Here is a 23,269-nt window from a genome sequence, read left to right as displayed (position 1 = left end):
GTTGTGTCGGGACGCGAGAACTCAGAGAGCGGGAGCCGATTCCGTATCGATCACGGCGTCGAGCTCACGCAGCCGATCCATGTGTTCGTTCGCGTGATGCTGGCAGAAGAGCAACTCGCCACCTGCGGGCAGCACTGCGCGCACACGGGCAGCCGCCCCGCAACGGTCGCAACGATCGACCGCGGTCAGTGGGGTGCTAGTCAGGGTTCCTGGCATGACTCCTCCGTCCTGGCTCCCGGCACTACAGTCCGTTCACCTGGTGTGGGGCTCGTGGTCACTCACCACGAGCTCGCTACCGCTACTTCCCAGCAGTGGTATGACTACTCTGTCAGACGTTCGCGCCGCGGGGATTGTTCCCGAGTGGGATTCAGTGTGTTTTCTCTAACACGACCTGGGATTTCCGCCCAGGGCGAACACACCCGGTCCCCGATCGAAACACCCTCGATCACCCCGTGATTGACGCCTGTCCAGTTGGTCTGATGGGAGACTACCCGTGCGCTACGACACTCACACTCTCGTTCACCTCTGTAGTTCCGCGGAGTGGACACGGGCGCGTGCGGCCGGCGAGTACCGGCCCGCCTCGCTCGACGAGATCGGCTTCGTGCACCTGTCCGCACCCGCCCAGGCGCACCTGCCGGCAAACCGTCTGTTCGCCGGTCGCGAGGATCTGGTCGTGCTGCACATCGACACCCGCCGCGTGACCGCGCCCATCCGCTGGGAACCCGGGCTGCCCGACGACCCGGCGGGCATGCTGTTCCCGCACCTCTACGGCCCGCTGCCGGTGGCCGCGGTCACCGCGGTACACCAGTTGCGACCCGCTGCGGACGGGACATTCGCTCCGCTCGACGGCGCGGATTAGGCTGGTGGGTGTGAACGTCGATGTCACCGCACTGCCCGGGATCGGGGTACGCAAGGACTTCGAGGCGCGGTCCGGTCGCCGGATCGGCGTGGTCGACCACCGGGACGGTGGCATCGACCTCATCGTCTCCAAGGCCGACGACCCCGACGCCTGCGCCGCCCAGGTCCCGCTGACCACCGACGAGGCGGCGGTGCTGGCCAATCTGCTCGGCGCGCCCCAGCTGGTGGAGAAACTGCGCGCCGACCACCGGGACCTGCCCGGCATCACCACCCGTCAGCTACCGATCGGCGAGGATTCCCCCTACGCCGGACGCACCCTCGGCGAGACCCAGATGCGCACCCGCACCAAGGTCTCGATCGTCGCGGCGATGCGCTCGGGTCAGCTGCACGCCTCGCCCGGTCCCGACTTCACCTTCGCCGCCGACGACATCCTGGTCGTCGTCGGCACACCCGACGGCTTGGACGCCGCCGCGAAGATTCTCACCCACGGATGACCCGGTGAGCGGTACCGCGCTCGGGCTGCTCGAGCTCGGCGCTGTCCTGTTCGCTCTGGGGCTGCTCGGGCGGGTGGCGATGCGGATCGGCATGTCGCCGATCCCGTTGTATCTGCTCGGCGGGCTCGCCTTCGGTTCCGGCGGTTTCACCGAACTGCATTCGGCGGGCGAGTTCAGTCACCTCGCCGGTGAGATCGGTGTGGTGCTGCTGCTGTTGCTGCTCGGTCTCGAATACACCGCGGCCGAGTTGGTGACCGGGCTGCGCCGATCGTGGGCGGCGGGTCTGTTCGACCTGGTCGCCAACGCCACCCCGGGTGCGCTGGTGGCCCTGCTGCTCGGCTGGGGATTCACCGGCGCGATCACCATGGCCGGGGTCACCTACATCTCCTCCTCCGGGATCGTCGCCAAGGTGCTCAACGATCTTGGCAGGCTCGGTAACCGCGAGACACCGGTGATCCTGTCGATCCTGGTGTTCGAGGATCTGGCGATGGCGGTGTACCTGCCGATCCTCACCACCATCCTGGCCGGGCTGAGCTTCTTCAGCGGCATGAAGGCGCTGGGCATCGCGCTGGTGACGGTGACGCTGGTGCTGGTGGTCGCGCTGCGCTACGGCCGCTACGTGTCGGCCCTGGTCAACAGCCCCGACAACGAGGTGTTCCTGCTGAAGCTGCTCGGCGCCGCGCTGCTGGTGGCCGGGGCCGCCTCGGCGCTCAACGTCTCCGCGGCGGTGGGCGCGTTCCTGCTCGGCATCGCGATCTCCGGCTCCACCGCCCATCAGGCGGTGAAGCTGCTCGAACCGCTGCGCGATCTGTTCGCGGCGATCTTCTTCGTCGCCTTCGGCCTCAACACCGACCCGCGTGCGATCCCGCCGGTGCTGGGGTGGGCGGTGGCGTTGGCGGTGCTGACCACGCTGACCAAGATCGGCACCGGGTGGTGGGCGGCGCGGCGGCAGGGCATCCGCCGGATGGGCCGGGCCAGGGCGGGTGCGGCACTGGTGGCGCGCGGCGAATTCTCCATCGTCATCGCCGGACTCGCGGTCACGATGGGCGCGGTCGACGGCAGGCTCGCGGCGCTGGCCTCGGCGTACGTGCTGTTGATGGCGGTGCTGGGGCCGGTCGCGGCCCGGGTGGTGGAGCCGGTGGCCGGGTTCGCGCAACGGCGGCGCGCCCCCGCGCTGTGAGCGTCAGCGGCGGGCGCGGCGGATGTCGTCGGTCGTCGGCCAGTACGGCGTGCTCGACGGCGGCGCGACCGCCGCGACCGGTGGGGCGGGTACCGGCTCGGGTGCGGGTTGCGTTCGCACCACCGGCAGCGGCCCGGTCGCGAAATCGTCGGCGGCGGGCCGCACCGCCACCGGCCGCAGCGGCGGCAGCTCGACGGTCCGCTCGATCGAGGTGAGGCTCACCGCGATGAGCAGCAACATCGTGACGATGCTGATGCCGACGATCAGCGGCGCCAGCAGTTGCATCGCGCCCGCGCCACTCGGCGGCCCGTGCCGGTGGCCCGGCTCCACGTGGACCGCCGCCATCCCGGTGTAGTGCATGCTCGACACCGCCAGCGCCATGATCGCCGCGGCGCCCGCGGTGCTCAGAAACCCGTTGACCCGCAGCGTGAACCACAGTGCCGCCGTCGCCGCGCCGACCGCGACGAGCAGGGAGAGGACGACCGGCCCGGCGTGATAGCCGATCGTGGCATCCGTGCGCAGCGCGAACATGCCCGAGTAGTGCATGGCCGCCACACCGAGGCCGGTGACCGCGCCGCCGCCGCACAGCGCCGCCCGCGACGGTGTGGGCCGGACCACCAGGAACAGGCCGGCTCCGGTCACCACGATCGCGGTGACCGCGCTGAGCAGAGTCAGCGGCACGTCGTAGCGGATCTGCGCACCGTCGATCGAAAAGCCCAGCATGGCAATGAAATGCATGACCCAGATGCCGGTGCCGCCGATCGCGAACGCGGCCAGCACGAGCCAGCCGATCCGGCCCTCGCCCGAGCGTGCGCGCACCGCGCACTGCAACCCCAGCAGGGAACCGGTGAAGGACATGACGTAGGCGAGCAGGGGTGTCAACCACCCGTAGGTGAAGTGGTGAATGTCGAGCACGTGTTACCCCAGAGCCGGGCCGAGACCCCCGGCGATGACGAACTGAATTGCGACAGACTGTACGGCAGACCAGCTCGCGGGGGACGCCGAAAGTGCCGCCCCGAAAAGTGGTCTCGATCACGTCCGTCCCGGAGGCGACGACGGCGCCCGGCGGGGATTCCCGCCGGGCGCCGATCGATCGCGGTCCGCGTTCAGTCCAGGTAGTCGCGCAGCACCTGGGAGCGGCTGGGGTGGCGCAGCTTGCTCATCGTCTTCGACTCGATCTGCCGGATGCGCTCCCGGGTGACTCCGTAGACCTGGCCGATCTCGTCGAGGGTGCGCGGCTGGCCGTCGGTGAGGCCGAAGCGCAGCCGCACCACGCCCGCCTCGCGCTCGGACAGCGTCTCCAGCACCGACTGCAGCTGATCCTGCAGCAGGGTGAAGCTCACCGCGTCGACCGCGACCACGGCCTCGGAGTCCTCGATGAAGTCGCCGAGCTGGCTGTCGCCCTCGTCGCCGATGGTCTGGTCCAGCGAGATCGGCTCGCGCGCGTACTGCTGGATCTCGAGAACCTTCTCCGGCGTGATGTCCATTTCCTTGGCCAGCTCCTCCGGCGTCGGCTCACGGCCGAGGTCCTGGAGCAGCTCGCGCTGGATGCGGCCGAGCTTGTTGATGACCTCGACCATGTGCACCGGGATGCGGATGGTGCGGGCCTGGTCGGCCATCGCGCGGGTGATGGCCTGGCGGATCCACCAGGTGGCATAGGTCGAGAACTTGTAGCCCTTGGTGTAGTCGAACTTCTCCACCGCGCGGATCAGGCCGAGGTTGCCCTCCTGGATCAGGTCCAGGAACGCCATGCCGCGGCCGGTGTAGCGCTTGGCCAGCGAGACGACCAGGCGCAGGTTCGCCTCGAGCAGGTGGTTCTTGGCGCGGTTGCCGTCGCGCACGATCCAGTTGTAATCGCGGCGCATGGCCACCGGCAGCTTCTCGCCGGACTCGGCGAACTCGCGCATCTTCTCGGCCGCGTACAGGCCGGCCTCGATCCGCTTGGCGAGCTCGACCTCCTCTTCGGCGTTGAGCAGCGCCACCTTGCCGATCTGCTTGAGGTAGGCGCGCACCGAGTCGGCCGAGGCGGTGAGTTCGGCGTCCTTGCGGGCCTGCCGCAGCGCCTCGGATTCCTCCTCGTCCCAGACGAAGTCGCCGGAGGCCTTGTCGGCGGCCGAGGGCTCCTCCTCGGCCTCCTCGTCCTCGGCGGGCTCCTCGGCGGCCTCGGCGATCTCCGGGTCGTCGGCGAGGTCGCCCTCGTCCACCTCGAGATCGTCGAGATCCTCGAGGTCGATGGCCTCCTCGTCGATGGGCTCGTCCGCGCCGGGCTCGCCGTCGGGGCCGGCCTTCTTGGTGGTGGCCTTCTTCGCAGGCGCCTTCTTGGCCGCGGCCTTCTTGGCGGGTGCCTTCTTCGCTGCGGCCTTCTTGGCCGGGGCCTTCTTGGCGGCAGCCTTGCGGACCGGCCGTGCTGCGGTGGGTTCTTCGGAGTCGGCGTCGGCCGAACCGGCGGTCTGACGGGTCGTGGCTACCACGTACGCCCTTTCGTGACGGTCTCGTGCGGCGTCACGCCAGAGTGGTGTTCCGGCGGAGCGGTCTGTCGGGTTCACCGGCGGAGGGCCGGTCGGGCGCCGGCTCTCCGCCGGGCATGTTCCATTGTAACTATCCGACCAGGGTACCCATGGCACGATGCCGACTACCCGCGCGCCGGTCCTGCGGATTCGCGCCACCGGACGGCCACGCGCGATCGGCACCGTGCCGAGCCCGGCTCAGGGCACCAGGCCGGACTCGATCGCCATCGCCGCACCGACGATACCCGCGGTGTTCTTCAGATGCGCGGCCACCACCGGAGTGCGATTGGTCAACAAGGGAATCCACTGATCGGCGTCGCGGCTGATGCCACCGCCCGCGACGATCACCGTCGGCCAGAACAGATTCTCCAGCCCCACCAGGACGGTGCTGACCTCGGCCGCCCACTGCGGGTAGCTCAGGCCGAGCCGGTCCTTCACCGAGGCCGCGGCACGGTGCTCGGTCTCCATGCCGCCGATCTCGAGGTGGCCCAGCTCCGTGTTGGGCACCAGGGTGCCGTGGTAGAGCAGGGCCGAGCCGATGCCGGTGCCGAAGGTGAGCAGCAGCACCAGGCCGGTGAAATCCTTTGCCGCGCCGTAGCGGTCCTCGGCCAGCCCCGCCGCGTCGGCGTCGTTGAGCACCGTCACCGGGCGCCCGCCCAGCGCCGCGGAGAACAGGGCGCGGGCGTCGGTGCCGATCCAGCTCTTGTCGATGTTGGCGGCGGTGCGGGTGATGCCGTCGAGCACGACCGCGGGCAGGGTGATGCCGACCGGGCCGTCCCAGTCGGCCTTGGCGACCAGTTCGGCGACCGCGTCGGCGACGGCGTGCGGGGTCGACGGCTGCGGTGTCGCGATCTTGATCCGGTCGTGCACCAGCTCGCCGGTGGCCAGGTCGACGGCGGCGCCCTTCACGCCGCTGCCACCGATATCGATCCCGAATGCGTGCCCCCGAGCGGACATGACTTAACCCCTCGTTCTGGTTGCTGGCCGAGTGATGACAGGCGATTATGGCCGATCGCCGCGTCCGGTGTCGTGCCGCACAAGGGTAAGCGTGCGCCGTGGCGACCGCGGCGGCGGGACCTGTGCTGCCGGGGACGATCTGTGATGCCATGGAGACGTGCCGCACTCGAGAATGTCAGCAGCCGAACCCACCGCCGCATCCCCCGCAGCCGTCGCCGAGCTGCGCCGCACGGCCGTCGAACTCGCCGAACGCGCCGCCGACCATGTGCGCGCCCGCCGCCCCGAGGTGTTCGGCCCGGACGCCGAGGCCGCCGACGCGGTGCGGACCAAGGGCCACGCCACCGACCCGGTCACCGTGGTCGACACCGAGACCGAGGAATTGATCCGCGGCCTGCTGGCCCGGCATCGCCCCGGCGAAGCCGTGCTGGGCGAGGAAGGCGGCGGCAGCCTGGGCGCCGACGACGGCGCGGTGCACTGGGTCGTCGACCCGATCGACGGCACCGTCAATTTCCTCTACGACATCCCCGGCTACGCCGTCTCGGTGGCGGCGATGCGGGGTGGCCGGTCCGTCGCGGGCGCGGTCGTCGACGTCGCCCGGCAGGTCACCTACAGCGCCGGGCTCGGGGCGGGCGCGCACGCGCACACCGCCGGCGGCCCGGCCGAACGGTTGCACTGCTCGGCCGCGGCCTCGCTGGACCTGGCGCTGGTCGCCACCGGTTTCGCCTACGGCAGACACCGGCGGACGCGGCAGGCCGAGATCATCGCCCGGGTGCTGCCGCAGGTGCGCGACATCCGCCGCTTCGGCGCCGCCGCGCTCGACCTGTGCCACGTGGCCGCGGGCCGGGTCGACGCCTACTTCGAGCACGGGCTCAACGCCTGGGACTGGGGCGCGGGCGCGCTGATCGCCGCCGAAGCCGGTGCGGTGCTGACGCTGCCGGCCGCCCACCGGTCCGGCGCCGAGGGCGACCTCGTGGTGGCCGCCGCCCCCGGTATCGCCGACGAACTCGCCGGGGTGCTGCGCGCGGCGGGCGCCACCGATCCGATCCCGGACCGCTGACAGCGCCGAGGCCGCGCCCCCGGCGGGAGCGCGGCCTCGGGAATCGGGGTGTCAGCAGCGCGCGGTGCGCGCGGCCTCCAGCAGATCGATATCGATCTTCGGGCTGTCGCCGGGGGCCGGGTTCTTCAGCGACCGCAGCACCTCCTCGGCGTCGTTGCTGGGCTGGATGCCGCGGAACAGCGAGCCGAGCACCAGGTCGACGGTCTCGTCGGTGCGCTGGTCCTCGATGAGTTCCGCGCACGGCACGACCAGTTGCACGGTCGCGGCGGCGGGCCTGCCGTTCACGCCGAACCGGATCTGGCCCATGCATTCCAGGTCGCCGTTGACGTATATCGGATCGTTGCCGTACTGCGTCCCCGGCGCGCTCCCGAAGCCGAGATCACCGAGCCGGGAGGCGACATCGGCGGCCTGGCCGCGCTGGTTGTTGGCGTTGAGCACGCGCACCTTGCTCTCGGCCAGCGGCGCGGGCTCGACCTCCTCGAGCCGGGACGCACCGACTCGCTGCCCGAGGGCGGGGGCGGGCTCGGCACCGGGCTCGGCTGCCGGGCTGGGGGAGTTGCAGGCCATCGCCGCGGTGTCGGCATCCTCGGTCGTCAGCGCCTTGATCCACACGATCGAGCAGATCAGCGCGAGGACGCCGAGCATGATGAGCCAGGGCCGCGGGCGGCGCCGAGGATAGGGGCGACCCTGCGGATCGGTCGCGCTGCCTTCGGTGATCAGTGAAACCACCAGCACACTCTACGAAAACGGCGGCACGGCGGTGCGCAAGGTCTCGACGAGTCGCCGCCCCGATGTCGATTCCCGATCGGTTTCGCCACGGCTGTGTTTTGATTGCGACTTTTTCCGGCGCGTCCGCTATTGTCTGGCGGCCCAGATCGAATCACCAGCGGCGAAAACGGTGGTCGGTCGCGGGAACAAGTAGGGCATGTCCTGCGTTTACCGAGCGCAATCGGGTATGGATCAGGCTGATCCACCCCTGATACGCGGGCGGCGCACGTGTGATGTGCACCACCGGCGGGGCGGTGCGGGTTCACGTTCGATTCCCGGCAGGAATCGGCCGCGTGGACGCTGCCGGTCCGGGATATACGGAGTAAGGACGAGGGGAAGACGACATGGCAACCGACTATGACGCACCGAGGCGCACCGAAACCGACGACGTGTCGGAGGATTCGCTGGAGGAGCTGAAGGCTCGTCGTAACGAGGCACAGTCCGCCGTCGTGGATATCGACGAATCCGATACCGCGGAGTCGTTCGAGCTTCCCGGCGCGGACCTGTCCGAGGAAGTGCTTTCGGTTCGGGTGATCCCCAAGCAGGCCGACGAGTTCACCTGTTCGAGCTGTTTCCTGGTGCACCATCGCAGCAGGCTCGCCAGCGAAGCGGGTGGACAGATGATCTGCATGGACTGCGCCGCCTGATCGCCGGCGAGATCGACATCGAGGCCGGACGATCGGTGTCCGCCGAGCGCGCCGCGAGCAGTCAGCTCGCGCTCGGCAGACCGAGTGCGGCCAGGACCCGGTCGGGCCGACGTGCGCTGACCAACCAGTACGGCGTCGGATCGTCCGGGTCGTTCAACACCAGCAGCACCATCGGGCCCACCCAGGGCCGGTGCTGCACATACGCGGCCGGGTCGAGCTGGCGGCCCAGCGCCGCACTCTTGGCCGAGGGCGCCACCACCGCGGCCCGCGCGACGAAATTCACCGGCAGGTGCGCGCGGTCGACCCGCAGCTCCGGCGTCCCCGAGGCGTCGGGAGCGACTTCCAGCCGATGCCTGCTCATCCACAGCAATACCCACACCGGCACCGGGAACAACAGGGCATAGGGCAACCAGGCCCGCAGACCCGGCGCGCCCATGTGGATCTCGGCGGCGAGCAGACCGGCCACGCCGAGGCCGATCGGCCACCACCACCAGGGCACCCAGAGGCGCTCGCGATAGGTGTGCACGGTCGGGTCACGACGCTCGGTCACCGACGGGTTGGGCTGGTCCGACACGTTTCCACAGTAAGTCACCGTCACGGCGGCGCGCCGTCCAGGTACGCGTAGGCTCGACCACCGTGAGCGCACTTTCACCGATACCGCTGCGGCGGCTGGATCCCGGCATCCCCGTGCCGACGCGCGCCCATCCCGGCGACGCGGGCGTCGACCTGTGCACCACCGAGGACGTCGTGCTGGCGCCGGGGGAGCGGGCGCTGGTCGGCACCGGCATCGCGGTGGCGCTGCCGGTGGGCACCGTCGGCCTGATCCATCCCCGCTCCGGCTTGGCCGCCAAGACCGGCCTGTCGGTGGTGAACACCCCCGGCACCGTGGACGCGGGCTACCGGGGCGAGATCAAGGTGTGCCTGATCAATCACGACCCGCGTACGCCGATCGAGCTGCGCCGTGGCGACCGCATCGCGCAGCTGCTCGTGCAGCGGGTGGAACTGGTGGACTTCGTCGAGGTGGAGCAGCTCGACGAGACCTCCCGCGGCGCGGGTGGCCACGGGTCCAGCGGCGGTCATGCGAGCTTGACCCCGGGCGCGCGGAGCGCGGCCCGGGTGGCCCAGGAGGGGTGAGACGGGAATGTTCGGCAGGAAGAAGCGCGACACCAAGAGATTCGAGTCCGACGCCTACGACGAGGACTACGCGGATCAGGGGTACGACGAGGCTTACGACGACACTTACGGAGACGACACCTACGGAGACGACGCCTACGAAGACGACGCCTACGACGAGGTGGCCGGCCACGGCGAGTACTCGTCCGGGCCGCTGCACGCCGCCCCCGAGCCCGAACGGCGCGGTCCCTACGACTACGACGAGGTCGCCGAACTGCTCGCCGACGTCGCCGATCAGCGGCTCGATCTGGGGTCGGTGATCCTGCCGGTGCCGCCGGGCGGGCAGCTCCAGGTGGAGATGACCCCCGACGGCGCGCCGCAGGCCGTGCATCTGGCCACCGAGCACGGTCGCATCACCGTGGCGGCCTACGCGGCGCCGAAATCGCCGGGGCAGTGGCGCACCGTCGCCGCGGACCTGGCCGATTCGCTGCGCAAGGACGGTGCCCAGGTGTCGGTGGAGACCGGTCCGTGGGGCCGCGAGCTGCACGCGGTGACGCCGAGTGCGGATCTGCGTTTCATCGGCGTCGACGGCTACCGCTGGATGGTGCGCCTGGTCGCGGCGGGCCCGGCGGGCGCGGCCGCCGACGGCATGCCGCTGGTGACCGCGGCGCGCGCGATCATGTCCGAGACCGTGGTGCGGCGCGGCAGCGATCCGCTGCCGGTGCGCGATCCGCTGCCGGTGGTGCTGCCCCAGCAGCTGGCCGAACAGCTCGCCGCCGCCCATCAGGCGCAGATGCAGGCCCAGCAGCAGCAGATGGCCGCGCAGGCCGCGCCACCGCCCACTCCCGCCCCGACCCCGAAGCCGGTGCCGCAGGAGCCCCGCCGTGGTGTCGGTGGGTCGGCGATGCAGCAGCTCGGCCTGAACTGAGCACGACCCCCGCGACAGCGTCGCCGGATACCCGGCGGCGCTGTCGGCGTCTCGGCGGTGGGCGCGAAGCCGCCGACGCGATGGGCGGTGCGGTGTCGCCCGCGGTGCGGCAGGTCGAGCGCTGCCGGGCGCGGGCGGCGTCCTCAGCCGATGCCGCGTTCGTCGAGGAGATCGGGCAGCGCCCGGTGGCCGAGCACGCCGGGGTCGGCGCCCAGTTCGGCGAGGGTGATGCGGTGCAGGGCGGAGTCCGGGATGCGGGCGGCCCACTCCTCGCCGACGGCCAGCGGATGCACCGGATCGTCGACGGCGGCCACCACCACCGTGGGCACGCGCAGTTCGGTCAGCAGCTGCGGTTCGGGCCACTTGTAGGCGGCGGCTTCCTCGAGCGCGGCGGGCAGATCCGGCCACTGCGCGCGCCAGGACTGCTCCAGTGCCGCACCGAGCCAGGCCGGGCTGCTCGCGCGCATCTGCGCCACGACGGCCTCCAGCCCGTCGGCGCGCAATCGCTCGGCGGTGAACGCGGCGCTCAGCGCCGCCGGGCAGTCGGCGGTGTCCGGCCCGGTCCAGGCGGGCAGCGCCGCCACCACGCCCACCGCGTCCGCGCGCCGTTCGGCGGCCCACGTCACGGCGACCGCAGCGCCGAGGGAGATCCCCGCGGCCAGCACGGGCCCGCGCGCGGCGGCGGCGTCGAGGGCCGCCAGGAAGCTCGCGACCACCGCGCGCGGATCGGGCTCGACCGCGTGCAGCGCCAGTCCGCGCGCCGCCGCGGCGGGCCCGAAGGCGCGGCGCGCGAAATCGGCGTCGGATCCGGTACCGGGCAGCGCGACGACGCAGGGGCGGGGCGGCCGACCTGCGGTGACGCGGTGTGGGGAGGCGAACATCGGGTCGAGCGTAGCGGGGGTGCCCCGGGGGATCTACAGTGGCGGTGTACGGCCAACAGCCGGTCGTCACCGATCAACCACGATGGCGTGCGATCCACGCCATCTGCTCTAGCAGGAGAGCGTGTCATGCCATCCGCAGCCTCGAGTTATTTCCGGCGCCTGAGTCGCCGGCTGACCGAGGACATCGATCAGCTCGATGCCGAGGAGCTCGCCGAGACCGCCGACGCGTCGGGCGCGTGCCGGGTCTCGGAGTGTCGCCGTGGCGACGAGGCGACGATGCTCGGCCGGCTCCGGAGCGTGGAAGCATGCTCCAAGTCCGCGGGCGCCGCCGTGCAGGCGGAGTTCTTCGACGGCACCGACGCCATCACCCTGGTGTGGATCGGCCGCCGCCGCATCCCCGGGATCGAACCGGGACGCAACATCCTGGTGCGGGGTCGCGTCGGTGAACGCGACGGCCGCAAGGTGATCTTCAACCCCTACTACGAATTGCGCGGGAACAGCTGACACGCATGCCATCCAGCCACGACCACGGCGCCGAACTCGACACGCCGACCGACGCACCCGCGCCGCCGACCGAGCCCGCCGAGGCCGAGCGTGAGCGCGCCGCCGAGCAGACCCTGCTGGAGCAGATGGGTGGCTTCAGCGGCCTGATCTACTCCACGGTGCCGGTCGTGGTCTTCGTCCCGGTCAACACCTTCGCCGGCCTGACGGTCGCGATCTGGGCCGCGCTCGGCGCGGCCGCGGCGATCCTGGTCTGGCGGCTGATCCGCCGCGACCCGCTGCAGCCCGCGGTGTCCGGCTTCATCGGCGTCGGCATCTGCGCGTTCATCGCCTGGCGGATGGGCGAGGCCAAGGGCTTCTTCCTGTTCGGGATCTACACGAGCCTGGTCTACGCGGGCGTGTTCCTCGCCTCGATCCTGGTGCGCAGGCCGCTGGTCGGCGTGATCTGGGGTGCGCTCAACGGGCACGGGTCGGTCTGGCGCACCGATCGCACGCTGGTGCGTCTCTACGACCTGGCGACGGCCACCTGGGCGCTGGTGTTCGGCGCCCGCTACCTGGTGCAGTCCGAGCTGTACGACTCCGACCACACCGGCTGGCTGGCCGCCGCCCGCATCGGCATGGGCTGGCCGCTGACGGCGGTCGCCTTCGCCGTCACCATCTGGGCTGTGCGCCGCGCCGGGCACCTGCCCGCCCGCTCGGCCGCCTGACCGGATCCCCGCGCCGCCAGCGGGTTACCGCACCGGAAGGTGGGCCGGACCCACCGCCAAGGTGAGGTGGGACCCACCCTGGGGTGCCTGGTCGCTCGACCCGGTTCATCAGACGATCGTTCTCGACACCGAAAACGTGAACGATCGCCAGAGATTGGACCGGACAGATGGCTACCGAACACCAGACCGCCACCCACAGCTCCGCGAGCCCCGCGCTGACCGAGAGCCGTCGCGTCGCCGCCGAGGTGGAGCAGCTGATCGGCCCCGCCGCCGCCGGTGACCAGCGCGCGGTCTCCGACATCCTGCGGGCCGTGCACCCGCTGGTGCGCCGCTACTGTGGCGCCCGCCTCGGCAACACCGCGCACCTGCAGGTCACCGCCGACGACGTGGTGCAGGAGGTGCTGCTGGCCACCGTCAAGGCCATCCCGCGCTACCGCGATCAGGGCAAGTCGTTCCTGGCCTTCGTCTACGGCATCGCCGCCAACAAGGTCGCCGACGCGTTCCGCCGCTCGCAGGTGCACCCCGCCTACCCGATGGCCGAGGTGCCCGACGCCGCGTCCCCGGAGGCCGGCCCGGAGGAGTGGGCGCTGGCGCTCGAGCGTCGCGCCGCCACCCGGGAACTGATGAAGGTGCTCGCGCCCGCGCACCGCGAGGTGCTGGTGATGCGGATCGTGCTCGGCTGGTCGGCGGCACAGACCGCCGAGGCCATCGGCACCAGCCCGGGCGTGGTGCGGGTGATGCAGCATCGCGCGCTGAACAAGCTGCGCGCCCAGCTCGAACTCGCGGCGTGAGCGCGGACGGCCCGCGCGCAGCAGCCGTATCGGGGTGTTACGGCTTGATGCCGTGGTCGGCCAGCGCGACCCGCAGATCCTCCTCGGCCTCCACCGAGGTCACGAACAGCAGCTCGTCCTCACCCTCGAACGGGTCGTCGGGCTGCGGCACGATCACCCGGCCGCCGCGCAGGATCGTCACCAGGGCCGCGTCGCGCGGCAGGGTGAGGGTGCGCACCGGTTTGCCGGCCAGCGCGGTGTCGGCGGGCAGGGTGATCTCCACCAGGTTGGCCTGGCCCTGACGCAGCGTCATCAGCCGCACCAGATCGCCCACCGAGACGGCCTCCTCGACGAGCGAGGCGAGCAGCCGCGGTGTGGAGACCGCGACGTCGACCCCCCACGCCGAGTCGAACAGCCACTCGTTGCGCGGGTCGTTGACCCGGGCGACCACCCGCCGCACCCCGAACTCGGTCTTGGCCAGCAGGCTGTGCACCAGGTTGGCCTTGTCGTCGCCGGTGGCCGCGATGACCACCTCGTAAGTCTCCAGCCCGGCGTTCTCCAGCAGCGCGAGTTCGCAGGCGTCGGCGTGCACCCAGATCGCGTCCGGGATGGCCTCGGGATCGATGTGGTCGAGTTGGCGCTCGAGCAGCATCACCCGATGCCCGGCGCGCAGCAGTTCCCTGGCGATGGAGCGGCCGACGGCGCCGGCTCCCGCGATGGCCACCTTCATGATCAGTCCTCGCTCACGGGGGGCTTGCCCGCCAGCGCGACGGTCTCGCCGACGCGGCCGGACGGCGCCGCGACATAGACGATGTCGTCGGCCTGCACGATGGTCTTGGCGTCGGGCAGCAGCGCCTGGCCGAACCGGATGACGAAGGCGACCCGGCCCGCGACCGCCTGCTCGAGATCCCGCACGGTGCGCCCGTACCAGTCCTCGTGCAGGGTCAGCTGGGTGACCGCGACGGTGCCGGTGGGATCACGCCAGGTGGTGGTGCTCGGGTCGCCGATCAGGGTGCGCAGGAACCGGTCGGTGGTCCACGGCACGGTGGCGATGGTGGGGATGCCGAGCCGTTCGTAGACGGCGGCGCGCTTGGCGTCGTAGATGCGCGCGACCACCCGTTCCACACCGAAGGTCTCGCGCGCGACGCGCGCGGAGATGATGTTGGAGTTGTCCCCCGAGGACACCGCGGCGAAGGCGTCGGCGCGCTCGATGCCGGCGCGGGTGAGCACGTCCCGGTCGAATCCGACACCCACCACCCGCTGGCCGGTGAAGTCCTGGCCCAGTCGCAGGAACGCGCTCTGGTCCCGGTCGATGACGGTGACCTCGTGGCCCACCCGGACCAGGGCGCGAGCCAGCGACGAGCCGACGCGCCCGCACCCCATGATCACTACGAACACCGTGCAACCTCGTTCCTGGAAAACACTCCCGCTCCCCGCGCCCGCCAGGTGTCTCGCGCCGGACCGGGCGAGCCGCGGTGCGTCCATAACGTACCCGTCGGACTCGTCCAAGGCCCAGTTTCCCCCTGCGCCACACCGGCAAACCCGGGGGTGTGCGGCGTGTTCGCCGACCCCCCGGGCGATCCACCGTCCGGGGATCTATGCTCGCTCCAGTGTCCAAGTTGACGACGGCAGCCAAGCGCGTGCTGCTGGGCAGGCCCTTTCGCAGTGATTCGCTCGGGCACACCCTGTTGCCGAAGCGGATCGCGCTTCCGGTCTTCGCCTCCGACGCCATGTCCTCGGTGGCGTACGCGCCGGAGGAGATCTTCCTCATGCTGTCGGTGGCCGGTGTCTCGGCCTACCTCTACGCACCCTGGGTGGGCTTGGCCGTCGCGTTCGTGATGGCCGTGGTGGTGGCCAGTTACCGGCAGAACGTGCACGCCTACCCGTCCGGCGGCGGCGACTACGAGGTGGCGACCACCAACATCGGCCCGAACGCCGGGCTCACCGTGGGCAGCGCCCTGCTGGTCGACTACGTGCTCACCGTCGCGGTCTCGATCTCCTCGGCGGCCTCCAACATCGGCTCGGCCATACCGTTCGTGGCCACCCACAAGGTGCTGTTCGCGGTGGTCGCCATCGCGTTGCTGACCGCGGTGAACCTGCGCGGTGTCCGCGAGTCCGGCACCGCGTTCGCGATTCCCACCTACGCCTTCATGTTCGGCATGTTCCTGATGCTCGGCTGGGGGCTGATCGAGGTGTACGTCTTCGGCGAGGACCTGCGGGCCGAGTCGGCCGGTTTCGGGCTCACCGCCGAGGAGGAGCACCTGTACGGGCTGGCGTTCGCCTTCCTCATCGCGCGCGCGTTCTCCTCCGGCTGTGCCGCGCTCACCGGTGTGGAGGCGATCAGCAACGGCGTGCCCGCCTTCCGCAAGCCCAAATCGCGCAACGCCGCCACCACCCTGCTGCTGCTCGGCATGATCGCGATCACCCTGCTGATGGGCATCATCATGCTGGCGCAGAAGGTGGGAGTGGTCTACGCCCACGACACCGACAACCTGGTCGGCGCGCCCGACGACTACCACCAGAAGACGTTGATCGCCCAGCTCGCCGAGGCGGTGTTCCACGACTTCCCGGTCGGCTTCTACTTCGTCACCGCGGTCACCGCGCTGATCCTGGTGCTGGCGGCCAACACCGCGTTCAACGGCTTCCCGGTGCTCGGCTCGATCCTGGCCCAGGACCGTTACCTGCCCCGCCAGCTGCACACCCGCGGCGACCGGCTGGCCTTCAGCAACGGCATCCTGTTCCTCTCCGGCGCGGCGATCGCCTTCGTCGTGGTGTTCGGCGCCGAGGTGACCAAGCTGATCCAGCTCTACATCGTCGGCGTGTTCGTCTCCTTCGTGTTGAGCCAGACCGGCATGCTGCGGCACTGGACGCGGCTGCTGCGCACCGAGACCGACCCCGCGCAGCGGGCCAGGATGCAGCGTTCGCGGGTGATCAACGCCGTCGGTCTCACGGCCACCGGCACGGTGCTGGTGATCGTGCTCGTCACCAAGTTCTTCGCCGGCGCGTGGATCGCGATCCTGACCATGGCGGCGATCTTCGTGCTGATGAAAATGATCCGCCGCCACTACGATTCGGTGTCCAAGGAACTCGACGAGCACGACTGGGACGGCGTGCTGCCCAGCCGCTCGCACGCGATCGTGCTGGTCTCCAAACTGCACCTGCCGACCCGGCGGGCGCTCGCCTACGCCCGCGCCACCCGGCCCGACACCCTCGAGGCGGTGACGGTCAACGTCGACGAGGCCGATACCCGAGAGCTGGTCCGCGAGTGGGAGCGCAGCGATATCACGGTGCCGCTCAAGGTCGTCGAATCGCCCTACCGCGAGATCACCAAACCGGTCCTGGACTACGTCAAGCGGGTGCGCCGGGACGCCCCCCGCGACGTGGTGACCGTGTTCATCCCCGAGTACGTGGTCGGACACTGGTGGGAGCAGGTGCTGCACAACCAGAGTGCGCTACGGCTCAAGGGCAGGCTGCTGTTCGAGCCGGGCGTCATGGTGACCAGCGTGCCGTGGCAGTTGAGTTCCTCGACCCGGGCCAAGCAGACCGCCGACGTCAACGCGCCGGGCGCGGTGCGGCGCGGATACGGCGATCGGCCGTGATCGGATGAACGGCTGGTCGGGCCGCAGCTTCGAGATCCGGCTGGGGCCGCCCGGGCACGGCGGCTTCTGCGTGGGCAGGCACGAGGGCCGGGTGGTGTTCGTGCGGCACGGGCTGCCGGGGGAGACGGTGCTCGCGCGGGTCACCGAGGACCAGGGCGGCACGTTCTGCCGGGCCGACGCGGTGGAGATCGTGCACGCCTCCGCCGACCGGGTGCCGCGGACCTGCCCGGTTTCGGGCCCCGGTGGCGCCGGATGCTGTGACTACACCCATGCCACGCCCGCCGCGCAGCGGGCGCTCAAGGCCGCGGTGGTGGCGGAACTGCTGCGCCGCGTCGCCGGTCTGGAGCGGGAGGTCACCGTCGAGCCGGTGGCGGGCTGGCCCGCCGACGCCACCGGGGGCTGGCGCACCCGGGTCCGGCTGCCGGTCGACGCCCTGGGCCGCGCGGGCGCGCACCGCTACCGCAGCGACGAGGTGATCGCCGACCTGCGCTGCCCGCAGCCCGTCGAGGGCGCGCTCGCGGGCATCGCGGAGCGGCGGTGGACGCCGGGCGCGGACCTGGTCGTCGCACTCGACGCCGACGGCATCCGCCACATCGTGGAACTCGCGCCGCCCGAACCCGCGCGCGGCGGGCGCGACGGCCGCCGCCGACCGGCCGGGCGGCGCCGCACCGCCGCCGCCCGCCGGGCCGCCGCGCACGCTCCCCGCCTCGAACAGGTGCGGGCGGGGTCGGGCCGGGCGGTGGAGTACGTGGCCGGGCGCCGCTGGGAGATCTCGGCGACCGGGTTCTGGCAGGCGCATCGGCTCGCGGCCCAGTGCTATTCCGATCTCGTCGCCGAGTGGGCCGAGCTGGCCGCCGGGGAGCGCGCCTGGGATCTCTACAGCGGCGCGGGAGTGTTCGCGGCGCGGCTGGCCGAACAGGCCGGGCCGGACGGCGCCGTGCTCGCGGTGGAGTCGGCGCGGCCCGCGGTCGCCGACGGCCGGGTCGCGCTGCGCGATCTGCCGTGGGTGGACCTGCGCGCCGCCCGCGTCGAACGCTGGGCCGGCGAGCACGCGCGCACCGCGCCGCCGCGCGTGGTGGTGCTCGACCCGCCGCGGGCGGGTGCGGGCAAGGAGGTGGTGGCCGCGGTGACCGCCGCCGGGCCCGAGCGCATCGTGCACATCGGGTGCGACCCGGCCTCGTTCGCCCGTGACATCGGCCTGTACCACCACGGCGGCTACCGGCTGGCCGGGCTGCGGGTCTTCGACGCGTTCCCGGGCACCCACCACATGGAGTGCGTGGCGCTGTTGACCCGCTGACCCGATTCCCTCGCGGCGCCAAGGCCTTTAGAGTCCACGGCATGACCGTGTATGTGATCGCCCAGCTGAAGTTCACCGACCGCGCCGCCTACGACCGGTACCAGGCGCGGTTCATGGACGTGTTCACCAAGTATTCGGGCACCCTGCTCGCCGCCGACGAGCAGCCGACCGTGCTCGAGGGCGACACCGACCGGGAGAAGGTGGTGCTGATGTCGTTCCCCGACGAGGCAGCCGTCACCGCGTGGGCGCAGTCCCCGGAGTACCTGGAGATCTCCGAGGACCGGCACGCGGGCGCGCACACCGTGTCGCTGCTGGTGCGGGGGCTCGGCCACCGCTCCTGAGCGGCTCAGTCCAACTGCCAGGTCACCCGCACGCTCGCGGTGATCTCCGACTCACCGAGTTCCACCGGCACCGGTGCCGCGGCGAAGGACTCGCCCATCGGCGCCGACACCGCGCGCAGCTTCGGCGCGTACTGCGGCATCGCCCCGGTGTGCTCGGTGATCTCGAGCACCGCGCCCAGCGCGCGCCCGGCCCGCCCGGCATAGCGTTCGGCCTTGGCGAGCGCGTCGTCCCACGCGGCATCGCGTGCCCGGGCCAGCAGACCGGCCTGGTCGGCCACCGTGCGCACCAAGCCGCCCAGGCGCACGTCGTCGCCGCCGGCGTCCACGCAGGCGGCGATGATCGCGGCGGGTCCGGGCTCGGCGTCCTCGCCGATGTCGCGCAGCGCGACGACCAGGTCGGTACTCGCCAGGTAGCCGGTGATCCGGTTGCCCTGCCGCTCGTCCCACACCGTCTCGGTGCGCACCGACAACCCGCTCGTGGCGATGTCGGCGGCGGCCACCCCGTGGCCGCGCAGCGAGTCGGTGACCGCGGCCACCCGCTGCCCGGCACGGGTATAGGCGGCGCCCACCTGCCCGGCCCGCGACTCCACCGAGACGGTGACGCGGATCAGGTCCGGGGTGGCACGGACGCTGCCCTGCCCGAACATCGTCACGGTGGCCGTCAGGTCCTTCTTCTTGCTCACGGGCACCACTGTAGGGCGGGTAACGTGTGATCCGGCCGACCCGTGCGCGCGGGCGGCGCGTCGGTGCCGCCGTCCAGGTCGTGGCGCCGGGCCGGTGGGCGGGCTCACAATGCGCCCGCGTTGTCCGCGGAGGTGGGCACCCTGGTCGACGGAGCGCCCCGCCGAAGCTCCGTAGACTGAGCGGATCAGATGCGCTATCCGGAGGGAGCGAGTTCAGGTGGGAGTGCTTTCCCGGGTCGACACACCCGAAGACGTGCGCCGGCTGAACGTGGCCGAGTTGCGGGAGCTCGCGGAGGAGATCCGCGAGTTCCTGGTGCGCAAGGTCGCGGCGACCGGCGGTCACCTCGGACCGAACCTCGGCGTCGTCGAGCTGACCATCGCGCTGCACCGGGTGTTCGACTCTCCGGCCGACCCGTTGATCTTCGACACCGGCCACCAGGCCTACGTCCACAAGATCCTCACCGGCCGCAAGGACCGGTTCGACGACCTGCGCAAGCAGGGCGGGCTGTCCGGCTACCCCAGCCGCGCCGAGAGCCCCCACGACTGGGTCGAGTCCTCGCACGCCTCCGCGGCGCTGTCCTACGCCGACGGCCTGGCCAAGGCGTTCGCCCTGGGCGGGCAGGACCGGCACGTGGTCGCCGTCGTCGGCGACGGCGCGCTCACCGGCGGCATGTGCTGGGAGGCGCTGAACAACATCGCCGCGGCCCCGGATCGCCCGGTGGTCGTGGTGGTCAACGACAACGGCCGCTCCTACGCTCCCACCATCGGTGGGCTGGCCGATCGGCTGACCGCACTGCGCACCCAGCCCGCCTACGAGCACGCGCTCGACGCGGGCAAGCGGCTGCTCAAGAGCATTCCGCGGGTGGGGGAGTCGGCGTATTCGATGGTGCACGCGGTCAAGGCGGGCATCAAGGACGCGGTGAGCCCGCAGGAACTCTTCAGCGATCTCGGCCTGAAGTACGTGGGCCCGGTCGACGGGCACGACGTGGTGGCGATGGAGTCGGCGCTGCGCCGCGCCAAGGACTTCGGCGGACCGGTGGTCGTGCACGCGGTCACCCAGAAGGGCCGCGGCTACGAGCACGCCGAGAACCACGTCGCCGATCAGATGCACGCCTGCGACCCGATCGACCCGCTCACCGGGCGGCCGCTGGGCGGGGCCAAGGCGCGCGGCTGGACCTCGGTGTTCTCCGAGGAACTGATCGAGCACGCGCGCCGCCGCTCCGACATCGTCGCCATCACCGCCGCGATGCCCGGCCCGACCGGGTTGTCCGCCTTCGGCGAGCGTTTCCCGGACCGCATGTTCGACGTGGGCATCGCCGAACAGCACGCGATGGCCTCCGCGGCGGGGCTGGCGCTGGGCGGTATGCACCCGGTGGTCGCGATCTACTCGACCTTCCTCAACCGTGCCTTCGACCAGCTGCTCATGGATGTGGCGCTGTTGAAGCAGCCGGTGACGGTGGTGCTGGACCGCGCGGGCATCACCGGCCCGGACGGCGCCAGCCACAACGGCATGTGGGATCTGTCGCTGCTCGGCATCATCCCCGGCATCCGGGTCGCCGCGCCGCGCGATGCCGCCACCCTGCGCGAGGAACTCGGGGAGGCGCTGGCCGTCACCGACGGGCCGACCGTGTTGCGGTTCCCGAAAGGCAGTGTCGCCGAAGACCTCACCGCGGTGGAGCGGATCGATGGTGTGGACGTGCTGCGCGCGGCCGACCCCGAGTCGGCGGTGCGCACCCAGCGCGGTGACGTGCTGATCGTCGCGGTCGGCCCGTTCGCCCGGATCGGGCTCGCGGCCGCCGAGCTGCTCGCTCCGGAAGGGGTGTCGGTCACCGTCGTCGATCCCCGCTGGGTGCTGCCGGTCTCCGACACCGTGGTCAAGCTCGCGGAGAACTATCGGCTCGTGGTCACCCTGGAGGACAGCGGCCTGCACGGCGGCATCGGGTCCACGGTGTCGGCGCGGCTGCGGTCGGTCGGCCTGGACGTGCCGACCCGTGACCTCGGCGTCCCGCAGCAGTTCCTCGACCACGCTTCCCGCGACCAGGTGCTCGAGCAGCTCGGGCTCACCCCCACCGACGTCGCCCGGCGCATCGCGGGCTGGCTCGACGCCCGCTGACCGGCGTCAGGCCGAGGCGGGCGGGGTCAGCGCGAGTGTCAGCCGTGGCACGGTCAGTTCGCGCTGCCAGGGGCGGGCGCCGCCGGATTTGAGGAAGCCGTCGATGGCGGCGGCCAGGTCGCCCGGATCGCCGACCCGGTCGTAGTCGGGCAGCCCGTCCCAGCACAGGCGGCGGACCAGATCGGGGGAGAGCAGGTTCTCCACCGGCACCGCGTGCTCGGTGGACAGCTCGGCCATCGCCGCGCGGGCCCGGGTCAGCCGGGCCGCGGCCACCGGATCGCGGCGCTCCCAGCGGTTCGGCGGCGGCGGACCGTCGAAGGGCTGGGTCAGCGGGGGCAGCGCGTCGTCGGGCAGGGCGCGGGCGCGGTCCACCGCCGCCAGCCATTCCCGGGAGTAGCGGCGCTGGCGCGGCCCGCCGAACACCGGCAGCGCGCGCAGCTGGGCGATGCTGCGCGGGTCGGCGGCGGCCGCGGCGACGATCGCGCCGTCGGGCAGGATCCGCGCGGGGGCGATGTCGCGGCTGCGGGCCAGGGTGTCGCGGGTGGTCCACAGTTCGCGGACGATGGCGAGCTGGCGGGGCTTTCGCAGGGTGTGGATGCCGGAGGTGCGCCGCCAGCGGTCGGCCTTGGGGGCGGGCGGTTCGGTGGTGCGCACGTGCTCGAATTCCTGTGCGGCCCAGTCGCTCTTGCCCTGCCGCTGGAGTTCGGCGGCCACCGCGTCGCGCAGTTCGAGCAGCAGTTCGACGTCCAGGGCGGCGTAGTTGAGCCACTCCGCGGGCAGCGGCCGCGTCGACCAGTCCGCCGCGCCGTGCCCCTTGCGCAGAGTGCGCCCGAGTAGTCGCTCCACCATCGCCGCGAGGCCGACCCGCTCGAACCCGGCCAGCCTGCCGCCCAGTTCGGTGTCGAACAGCCGCGCCGGGCGCAACCCGAGTTCGGCCAGGCCGGGCAGATCCTGATCGGCCGAGTGCAGCACCCATTCGAGGTCGTTGATCGCCTCGGCGAGCGGTCCCAGCGCGTCGGCGACCGGGATCGGGTCGACGAGGAAGGTCCCCGCGCCCGCGCGGCGCAGCTGGATCAGGTAGGCGCGCGCGGAGTACCGGAAGCCGGAGGCGCGTTCGGCGTCGACGGCCAGCGGGCCGGTGCCCGCCGCGATCCTGGCCGCGGCGGCGGCGACCTCCGCGGCGGTGGCGAGCACCGGTGGCACGCCGTCGACCGGGGCGAGCAACGGCTCGGCCGACGGTGTATCTTCGATGCCCGGCGCGGGCTGTTCTGCTTCCGGCATAGCCCTGAACTCTACGTTGCCGTCACTCCGGACCGTTGGTGGTATAGGGGTGCGGACGCAGGTGGGTGACCCCGGCGGGCGGCAGACCGGCCGAGTAGGCGAGCACTTCGCAGAACGCCTCGACGTGCGGACGCATGTCGGTGGTCAGCGCCGTCCAGGAGGCGCGCAACTCCAGCTGATGCGCGCGCGGCGGCCCGGCGATGTCGCCGTAGCGCACCGAGCTGGTGGAGGTGACGGTGCCGCCGAGCGCGGTGAACGGCTCGGAGCGGGTCTCGAGCGCGTCCACCAGCCAGCTCCAGGCCACCTCGGGCAGCAGCGGGTCGGTGGCCAGGGCGGCGTCGATGTCGGCCTGGATGTAGGCGACCAGCCGGAACGTGCCGTGCCAGGCGTCGTCGCCGTCGGGATCGTGCAGCAGGATCAGCCTGCCGAACGCGTCGCCCTCGGAGTCGACCGGGACCGTGCCGGTGTCGGGGTGGGTGACCTCGGCACCGAGGGCGTAGGAATACGGCGCCAGCCGCTGCGGCGGCCGGATGGGCGCGAGCTCGATCCGGGGATGGCATGTCGCGGTGCCCATCGCCTCGACCGCG

General features: G+C 71.7%; 26 protein-coding genes. 14 read left to right on the top strand and 12 right to left on the bottom strand.

Going from position 1 to position 23,269, the window contains the following annotated elements; all coding sequences use genetic code 11:
* Window positions 1-21: 21 nt before the first annotated feature.
* Window positions 22-216 carry a hypothetical protein gene (locus tag CRM89_RS31720; RefSeq protein WP_036538000.1) on the bottom strand — a complete coding sequence of 65 codons (195 nt, stop codon included), beginning with the start codon at window positions 214-216 and terminating at the stop codon, window positions 22-24.
* Window positions 217-493: 277 nt separating this feature from the next.
* On the opposite strand from CRM89_RS31720, the gene CRM89_RS13105 reads away from it, so the two are divergent.
* The 3 genes from CRM89_RS13105 to CRM89_RS13095 are packed head-to-tail and all read left to right on the top strand — an operon-like array spanning window position 494 to window position 2,532.
* On the top strand, window positions 494-859 hold the full coding sequence (locus CRM89_RS13105) for a DUF952 domain-containing protein (protein ID WP_011210296.1): 366 nt from the start codon (window positions 494-496) through the stop codon (window positions 857-859).
* Between the two features lie 10 nt (window positions 860-869).
* On the top strand, window positions 870-1,352 hold the full coding sequence (locus CRM89_RS13100) for a cation:proton antiporter regulatory subunit (protein ID WP_041561178.1): 483 nt from the start codon (window positions 870-872) through the stop codon (window positions 1,350-1,352).
* A gap of 4 nt (window positions 1,353-1,356) precedes the next feature.
* Window positions 1,357-2,532, top strand: coding sequence for a cation:proton antiporter (locus CRM89_RS13095; protein ID WP_011210294.1), 1,176 nt, complete (start codon window positions 1,357-1,359; stop codon window positions 2,530-2,532).
* 3 nt (window positions 2,533-2,535) lie between these two features.
* On the opposite strand, the gene CRM89_RS13090 is transcribed toward CRM89_RS13095, so the two are convergent.
* The 3 genes from CRM89_RS13090 to ppgK form a co-directional block, all read right to left on the bottom strand.
* Window positions 2,536-3,447 carry an MHYT domain-containing protein gene (locus tag CRM89_RS13090; RefSeq protein ID WP_098084131.1) on the bottom strand — a complete coding sequence of 304 codons (912 nt, stop codon included), beginning with the start codon at window positions 3,445-3,447 and terminating at the stop codon, window positions 2,536-2,538.
* Window positions 3,448-3,638: 191 nt separating this feature from the next.
* A complete protein-coding gene (locus CRM89_RS13085; protein ID WP_011210292.1) occupies window positions 3,639-5,003 on the bottom strand; it encodes an RNA polymerase sigma factor in 1,365 nt (454 codons plus the stop codon).
* A 234-nt stretch (window positions 5,004-5,237) separates the two neighbouring features.
* Window positions 5,238-5,996, bottom strand: coding sequence for a polyphosphate--glucose phosphotransferase (ppgK, locus tag CRM89_RS13080; RefSeq protein WP_011210291.1), 759 nt, complete (start codon window positions 5,994-5,996; stop codon window positions 5,238-5,240).
* 172 nt (window positions 5,997-6,168) lie between these two features.
* Between ppgK and CRM89_RS13075 the strand changes: the two genes are divergently transcribed.
* Window positions 6,169-7,053 (top strand): inositol monophosphatase family protein, encoded by an 885-nt coding sequence (locus CRM89_RS13075; protein ID WP_098084128.1) that lies wholly within the window; start codon window positions 6,169-6,171, stop codon window positions 7,051-7,053.
* A gap of 51 nt (window positions 7,054-7,104) precedes the next feature.
* On the opposite strand, the gene cei is transcribed toward CRM89_RS13075, so the two are convergent.
* Entirely contained in the window at window positions 7,105-7,782 is a 678-nt protein-coding gene (cei, locus tag CRM89_RS13070; protein ID WP_041561177.1) for an envelope integrity protein Cei, read from the bottom strand.
* 383 nt (window positions 7,783-8,165) lie between these two features.
* On the opposite strand from cei, the gene CRM89_RS13065 reads away from it, so the two are divergent.
* Window positions 8,166-8,468 (top strand): DUF4193 domain-containing protein, encoded by a 303-nt coding sequence (locus CRM89_RS13065; RefSeq protein ID WP_011210288.1) that lies wholly within the window; start codon window positions 8,166-8,168, stop codon window positions 8,466-8,468.
* Window positions 8,469-8,529: 61 nt separating this feature from the next.
* Here the strand turns inward: CRM89_RS13065 and CRM89_RS13060 are convergent, their stop codons facing one another.
* Window positions 8,530-9,042: a DUF3093 domain-containing protein gene (locus CRM89_RS13060; RefSeq protein WP_050768101.1), complete on the bottom strand. Its 513-nt coding sequence runs from the start codon at window positions 9,040-9,042 to the stop codon at window positions 8,530-8,532.
* A gap of 62 nt (window positions 9,043-9,104) precedes the next feature.
* On the opposite strand from CRM89_RS13060, the gene dut reads away from it, so the two are divergent.
* Both dut and CRM89_RS13050 read left to right on the top strand, forming a co-directional pair.
* Complete coding sequence (dut, locus tag CRM89_RS13055) at window positions 9,105-9,602, top strand: dUTP diphosphatase (protein ID WP_060589788.1); 498 nt, start codon at window positions 9,105-9,107, stop codon at window positions 9,600-9,602.
* Between the two features lie 7 nt (window positions 9,603-9,609).
* Complete coding sequence (locus CRM89_RS13050) at window positions 9,610-10,509, top strand: DUF3710 domain-containing protein (RefSeq protein ID WP_098084126.1); 900 nt, start codon at window positions 9,610-9,612, stop codon at window positions 10,507-10,509.
* Window positions 10,510-10,652: 143 nt separating this feature from the next.
* Here CRM89_RS13050 and CRM89_RS13045 read toward each other — a convergent pair whose 3' ends face one another.
* Complete coding sequence (locus CRM89_RS13045) at window positions 10,653-11,390, bottom strand: hypothetical protein (RefSeq protein WP_098084123.1); 738 nt, start codon at window positions 11,388-11,390, stop codon at window positions 10,653-10,655.
* Window positions 11,391-11,516: 126 nt separating this feature from the next.
* Here CRM89_RS13045 and CRM89_RS13040 point away from each other — a divergent pair, with 126 nt between their 5' ends.
* The 3 genes from CRM89_RS13040 to CRM89_RS13030 all read left to right on the top strand — a co-directional run bounded on the left by CRM89_RS13040 (window position 11,517) and on the right by CRM89_RS13030 (window position 13,389).
* Window positions 11,517-11,894: an OB-fold nucleic acid binding domain-containing protein gene (locus CRM89_RS13040; RefSeq protein ID WP_011210283.1), complete on the top strand. Its 378-nt coding sequence runs from the start codon at window positions 11,517-11,519 to the stop codon at window positions 11,892-11,894.
* A gap of 5 nt (window positions 11,895-11,899) precedes the next feature.
* Window positions 11,900-12,598 carry a DUF3159 domain-containing protein gene (locus CRM89_RS13035; RefSeq protein WP_081433217.1) on the top strand — a complete coding sequence of 233 codons (699 nt, stop codon included), beginning with the start codon at window positions 11,900-11,902 and terminating at the stop codon, window positions 12,596-12,598.
* Between the two features lie 167 nt (window positions 12,599-12,765).
* Window positions 12,766-13,389 (top strand): sigma-70 family RNA polymerase sigma factor, encoded by a 624-nt coding sequence (locus CRM89_RS13030; protein ID WP_011210281.1) that lies wholly within the window; start codon window positions 12,766-12,768, stop codon window positions 13,387-13,389.
* A 37-nt stretch (window positions 13,390-13,426) separates the two neighbouring features.
* On the opposite strand, the gene CRM89_RS13025 is transcribed toward CRM89_RS13030, so the two are convergent.
* Together CRM89_RS13025 and CRM89_RS13020 are read right to left on the bottom strand one after the other, a co-directional pair.
* Window positions 13,427-14,098, bottom strand: a complete 672-nt coding sequence (locus tag CRM89_RS13025) for a TrkA family potassium uptake protein (protein WP_011210280.1) — start codon at window positions 14,096-14,098, stop codon at window positions 13,427-13,429.
* A gap of 2 nt (window positions 14,099-14,100) precedes the next feature.
* Entirely contained in the window at window positions 14,101-14,766 is a 666-nt protein-coding gene (locus CRM89_RS13020; RefSeq protein ID WP_011210279.1) for a TrkA family potassium uptake protein, read from the bottom strand.
* Window positions 14,767-14,978: 212 nt separating this feature from the next.
* Here CRM89_RS13020 and CRM89_RS13015 point away from each other — a divergent pair, with 212 nt between their 5' ends.
* Genes CRM89_RS13015 through CRM89_RS13005 form a run of 3 tightly spaced genes read left to right on the top strand, consistent with a single transcriptional unit; the run spans window position 14,979 to window position 18,605 of the window.
* Complete coding sequence (locus tag CRM89_RS13015) at window positions 14,979-16,967, top strand: APC family permease (protein ID WP_041560253.1); 1,989 nt, start codon at window positions 14,979-14,981, stop codon at window positions 16,965-16,967.
* Between the two features lie 4 nt (window positions 16,968-16,971).
* A complete protein-coding gene (locus CRM89_RS13010; protein WP_098084120.1) occupies window positions 16,972-18,264 on the top strand; it encodes a class I SAM-dependent RNA methyltransferase in 1,293 nt (430 codons plus the stop codon).
* Window positions 18,265-18,305: 41 nt separating this feature from the next.
* A complete protein-coding gene (locus CRM89_RS13005) occupies window positions 18,306-18,605 on the top strand; it encodes a DUF1330 domain-containing protein (RefSeq protein ID WP_060589794.1) in 300 nt (99 codons plus the stop codon).
* 5 nt (window positions 18,606-18,610) lie between these two features.
* Here the strand turns inward: CRM89_RS13005 and CRM89_RS13000 are convergent, their stop codons facing one another.
* Complete coding sequence (locus CRM89_RS13000; protein WP_308646211.1) at window positions 18,611-19,288, bottom strand: SIMPL domain-containing protein; 678 nt, start codon at window positions 19,286-19,288, stop codon at window positions 18,611-18,613.
* Window positions 19,289-19,505: 217 nt separating this feature from the next.
* Here CRM89_RS13000 and dxs point away from each other — a divergent pair, with 217 nt between their 5' ends.
* Window positions 19,506-21,401: a 1-deoxy-D-xylulose-5-phosphate synthase gene (dxs, locus tag CRM89_RS12995; RefSeq protein WP_011210274.1), complete on the top strand. Its 1,896-nt coding sequence runs from the start codon at window positions 19,506-19,508 to the stop codon at window positions 21,399-21,401.
* 6 nt (window positions 21,402-21,407) lie between these two features.
* Here dxs and CRM89_RS12990 read toward each other — a convergent pair whose 3' ends face one another.
* Together CRM89_RS12990 and CRM89_RS12985 are read right to left on the bottom strand one after the other, a co-directional pair.
* Entirely contained in the window at window positions 21,408-22,682 is a 1,275-nt protein-coding gene (locus tag CRM89_RS12990; protein WP_011210273.1) for a ribonuclease D, read from the bottom strand.
* A gap of 22 nt (window positions 22,683-22,704) precedes the next feature.
* The gene (locus CRM89_RS12985; protein WP_011210272.1) at window positions 22,705-23,256 is read right to left on the bottom strand and encodes a DUF3000 domain-containing protein; all 552 of its coding nucleotides are present in this window, start codon (window positions 23,254-23,256) and stop codon (window positions 22,705-22,707) included.
* Window positions 23,257-23,269: the final 13 nt, after the last annotated feature.

Source organism: Nocardia sp. FDAARGOS_372 (assembly GCF_002554515.1).
In the GTDB taxonomy this organism is placed as follows: Bacteria; Actinomycetota; Actinomycetes; order Mycobacteriales; family Mycobacteriaceae; genus Nocardia; species Nocardia farcinica.
This window is presented reverse-complemented; position numbering and strand designations above follow the sequence as displayed.

Bases quoted from the DNA above. Each gene is read 5' to 3' on its own strand.
- CRM89_RS31720 (WP_036538000.1), bottom strand. From the start codon at position 216: ATGCCAGGAACCCTGACTAGCACCCCACTGACCGCGGTCGATCGTTGC.
- ppgK (WP_011210291.1), bottom strand. From the start codon at position 5,996: ATGTCCGCTCGGGGGCACGCATTCGGGATCGATATCGGTGGCAGCGGC.
- CRM89_RS13075 (WP_098084128.1), top strand. From the start codon at position 6,169: ATGTCAGCAGCCGAACCCACCGCCGCATCCCCCGCAGCCGTCGCCGAG.
- CRM89_RS13065 (WP_011210288.1), top strand. From the start codon at position 8,166: ATGGCAACCGACTATGACGCACCGAGGCGCACCGAAACCGACGACGTG.
- CRM89_RS13050 (WP_098084126.1), top strand. From the start codon at position 9,610: ATGTTCGGCAGGAAGAAGCGCGACACCAAGAGATTCGAGTCCGACGCC.
- CRM89_RS13045 (WP_098084123.1), bottom strand. From the start codon at position 11,390: ATGTTCGCCTCCCCACACCGCGTCACCGCAGGTCGGCCGCCCCGCCCC.
- CRM89_RS13040 (WP_011210283.1), top strand. From the start codon at position 11,517: ATGCCATCCGCAGCCTCGAGTTATTTCCGGCGCCTGAGTCGCCGGCTG.
- CRM89_RS13035 (WP_081433217.1), top strand. From the start codon at position 11,900: ATGCCATCCAGCCACGACCACGGCGCCGAACTCGACACGCCGACCGAC.
- CRM89_RS13030 (WP_011210281.1), top strand. From the start codon at position 12,766: ATGGCTACCGAACACCAGACCGCCACCCACAGCTCCGCGAGCCCCGCG.
- CRM89_RS13025 (WP_011210280.1), bottom strand. From the start codon at position 14,098: ATGAAGGTGGCCATCGCGGGAGCCGGCGCCGTCGGCCGCTCCATCGCC.
- CRM89_RS13010 (WP_098084120.1), top strand. From the start codon at position 16,972: ATGAACGGCTGGTCGGGCCGCAGCTTCGAGATCCGGCTGGGGCCGCCC.
- CRM89_RS13005 (WP_060589794.1), top strand. From the start codon at position 18,306: ATGACCGTGTATGTGATCGCCCAGCTGAAGTTCACCGACCGCGCCGCC.
- CRM89_RS12990 (WP_011210273.1), bottom strand. From the start codon at position 22,682: ATGCCGGAAGCAGAACAGCCCGCGCCGGGCATCGAAGATACACCGTCG.
- CRM89_RS12985 (WP_011210272.1), bottom strand. From the start codon at position 23,256: ATGGGCACCGCGACATGCCATCCCCGGATCGAGCTCGCGCCCATCCGG.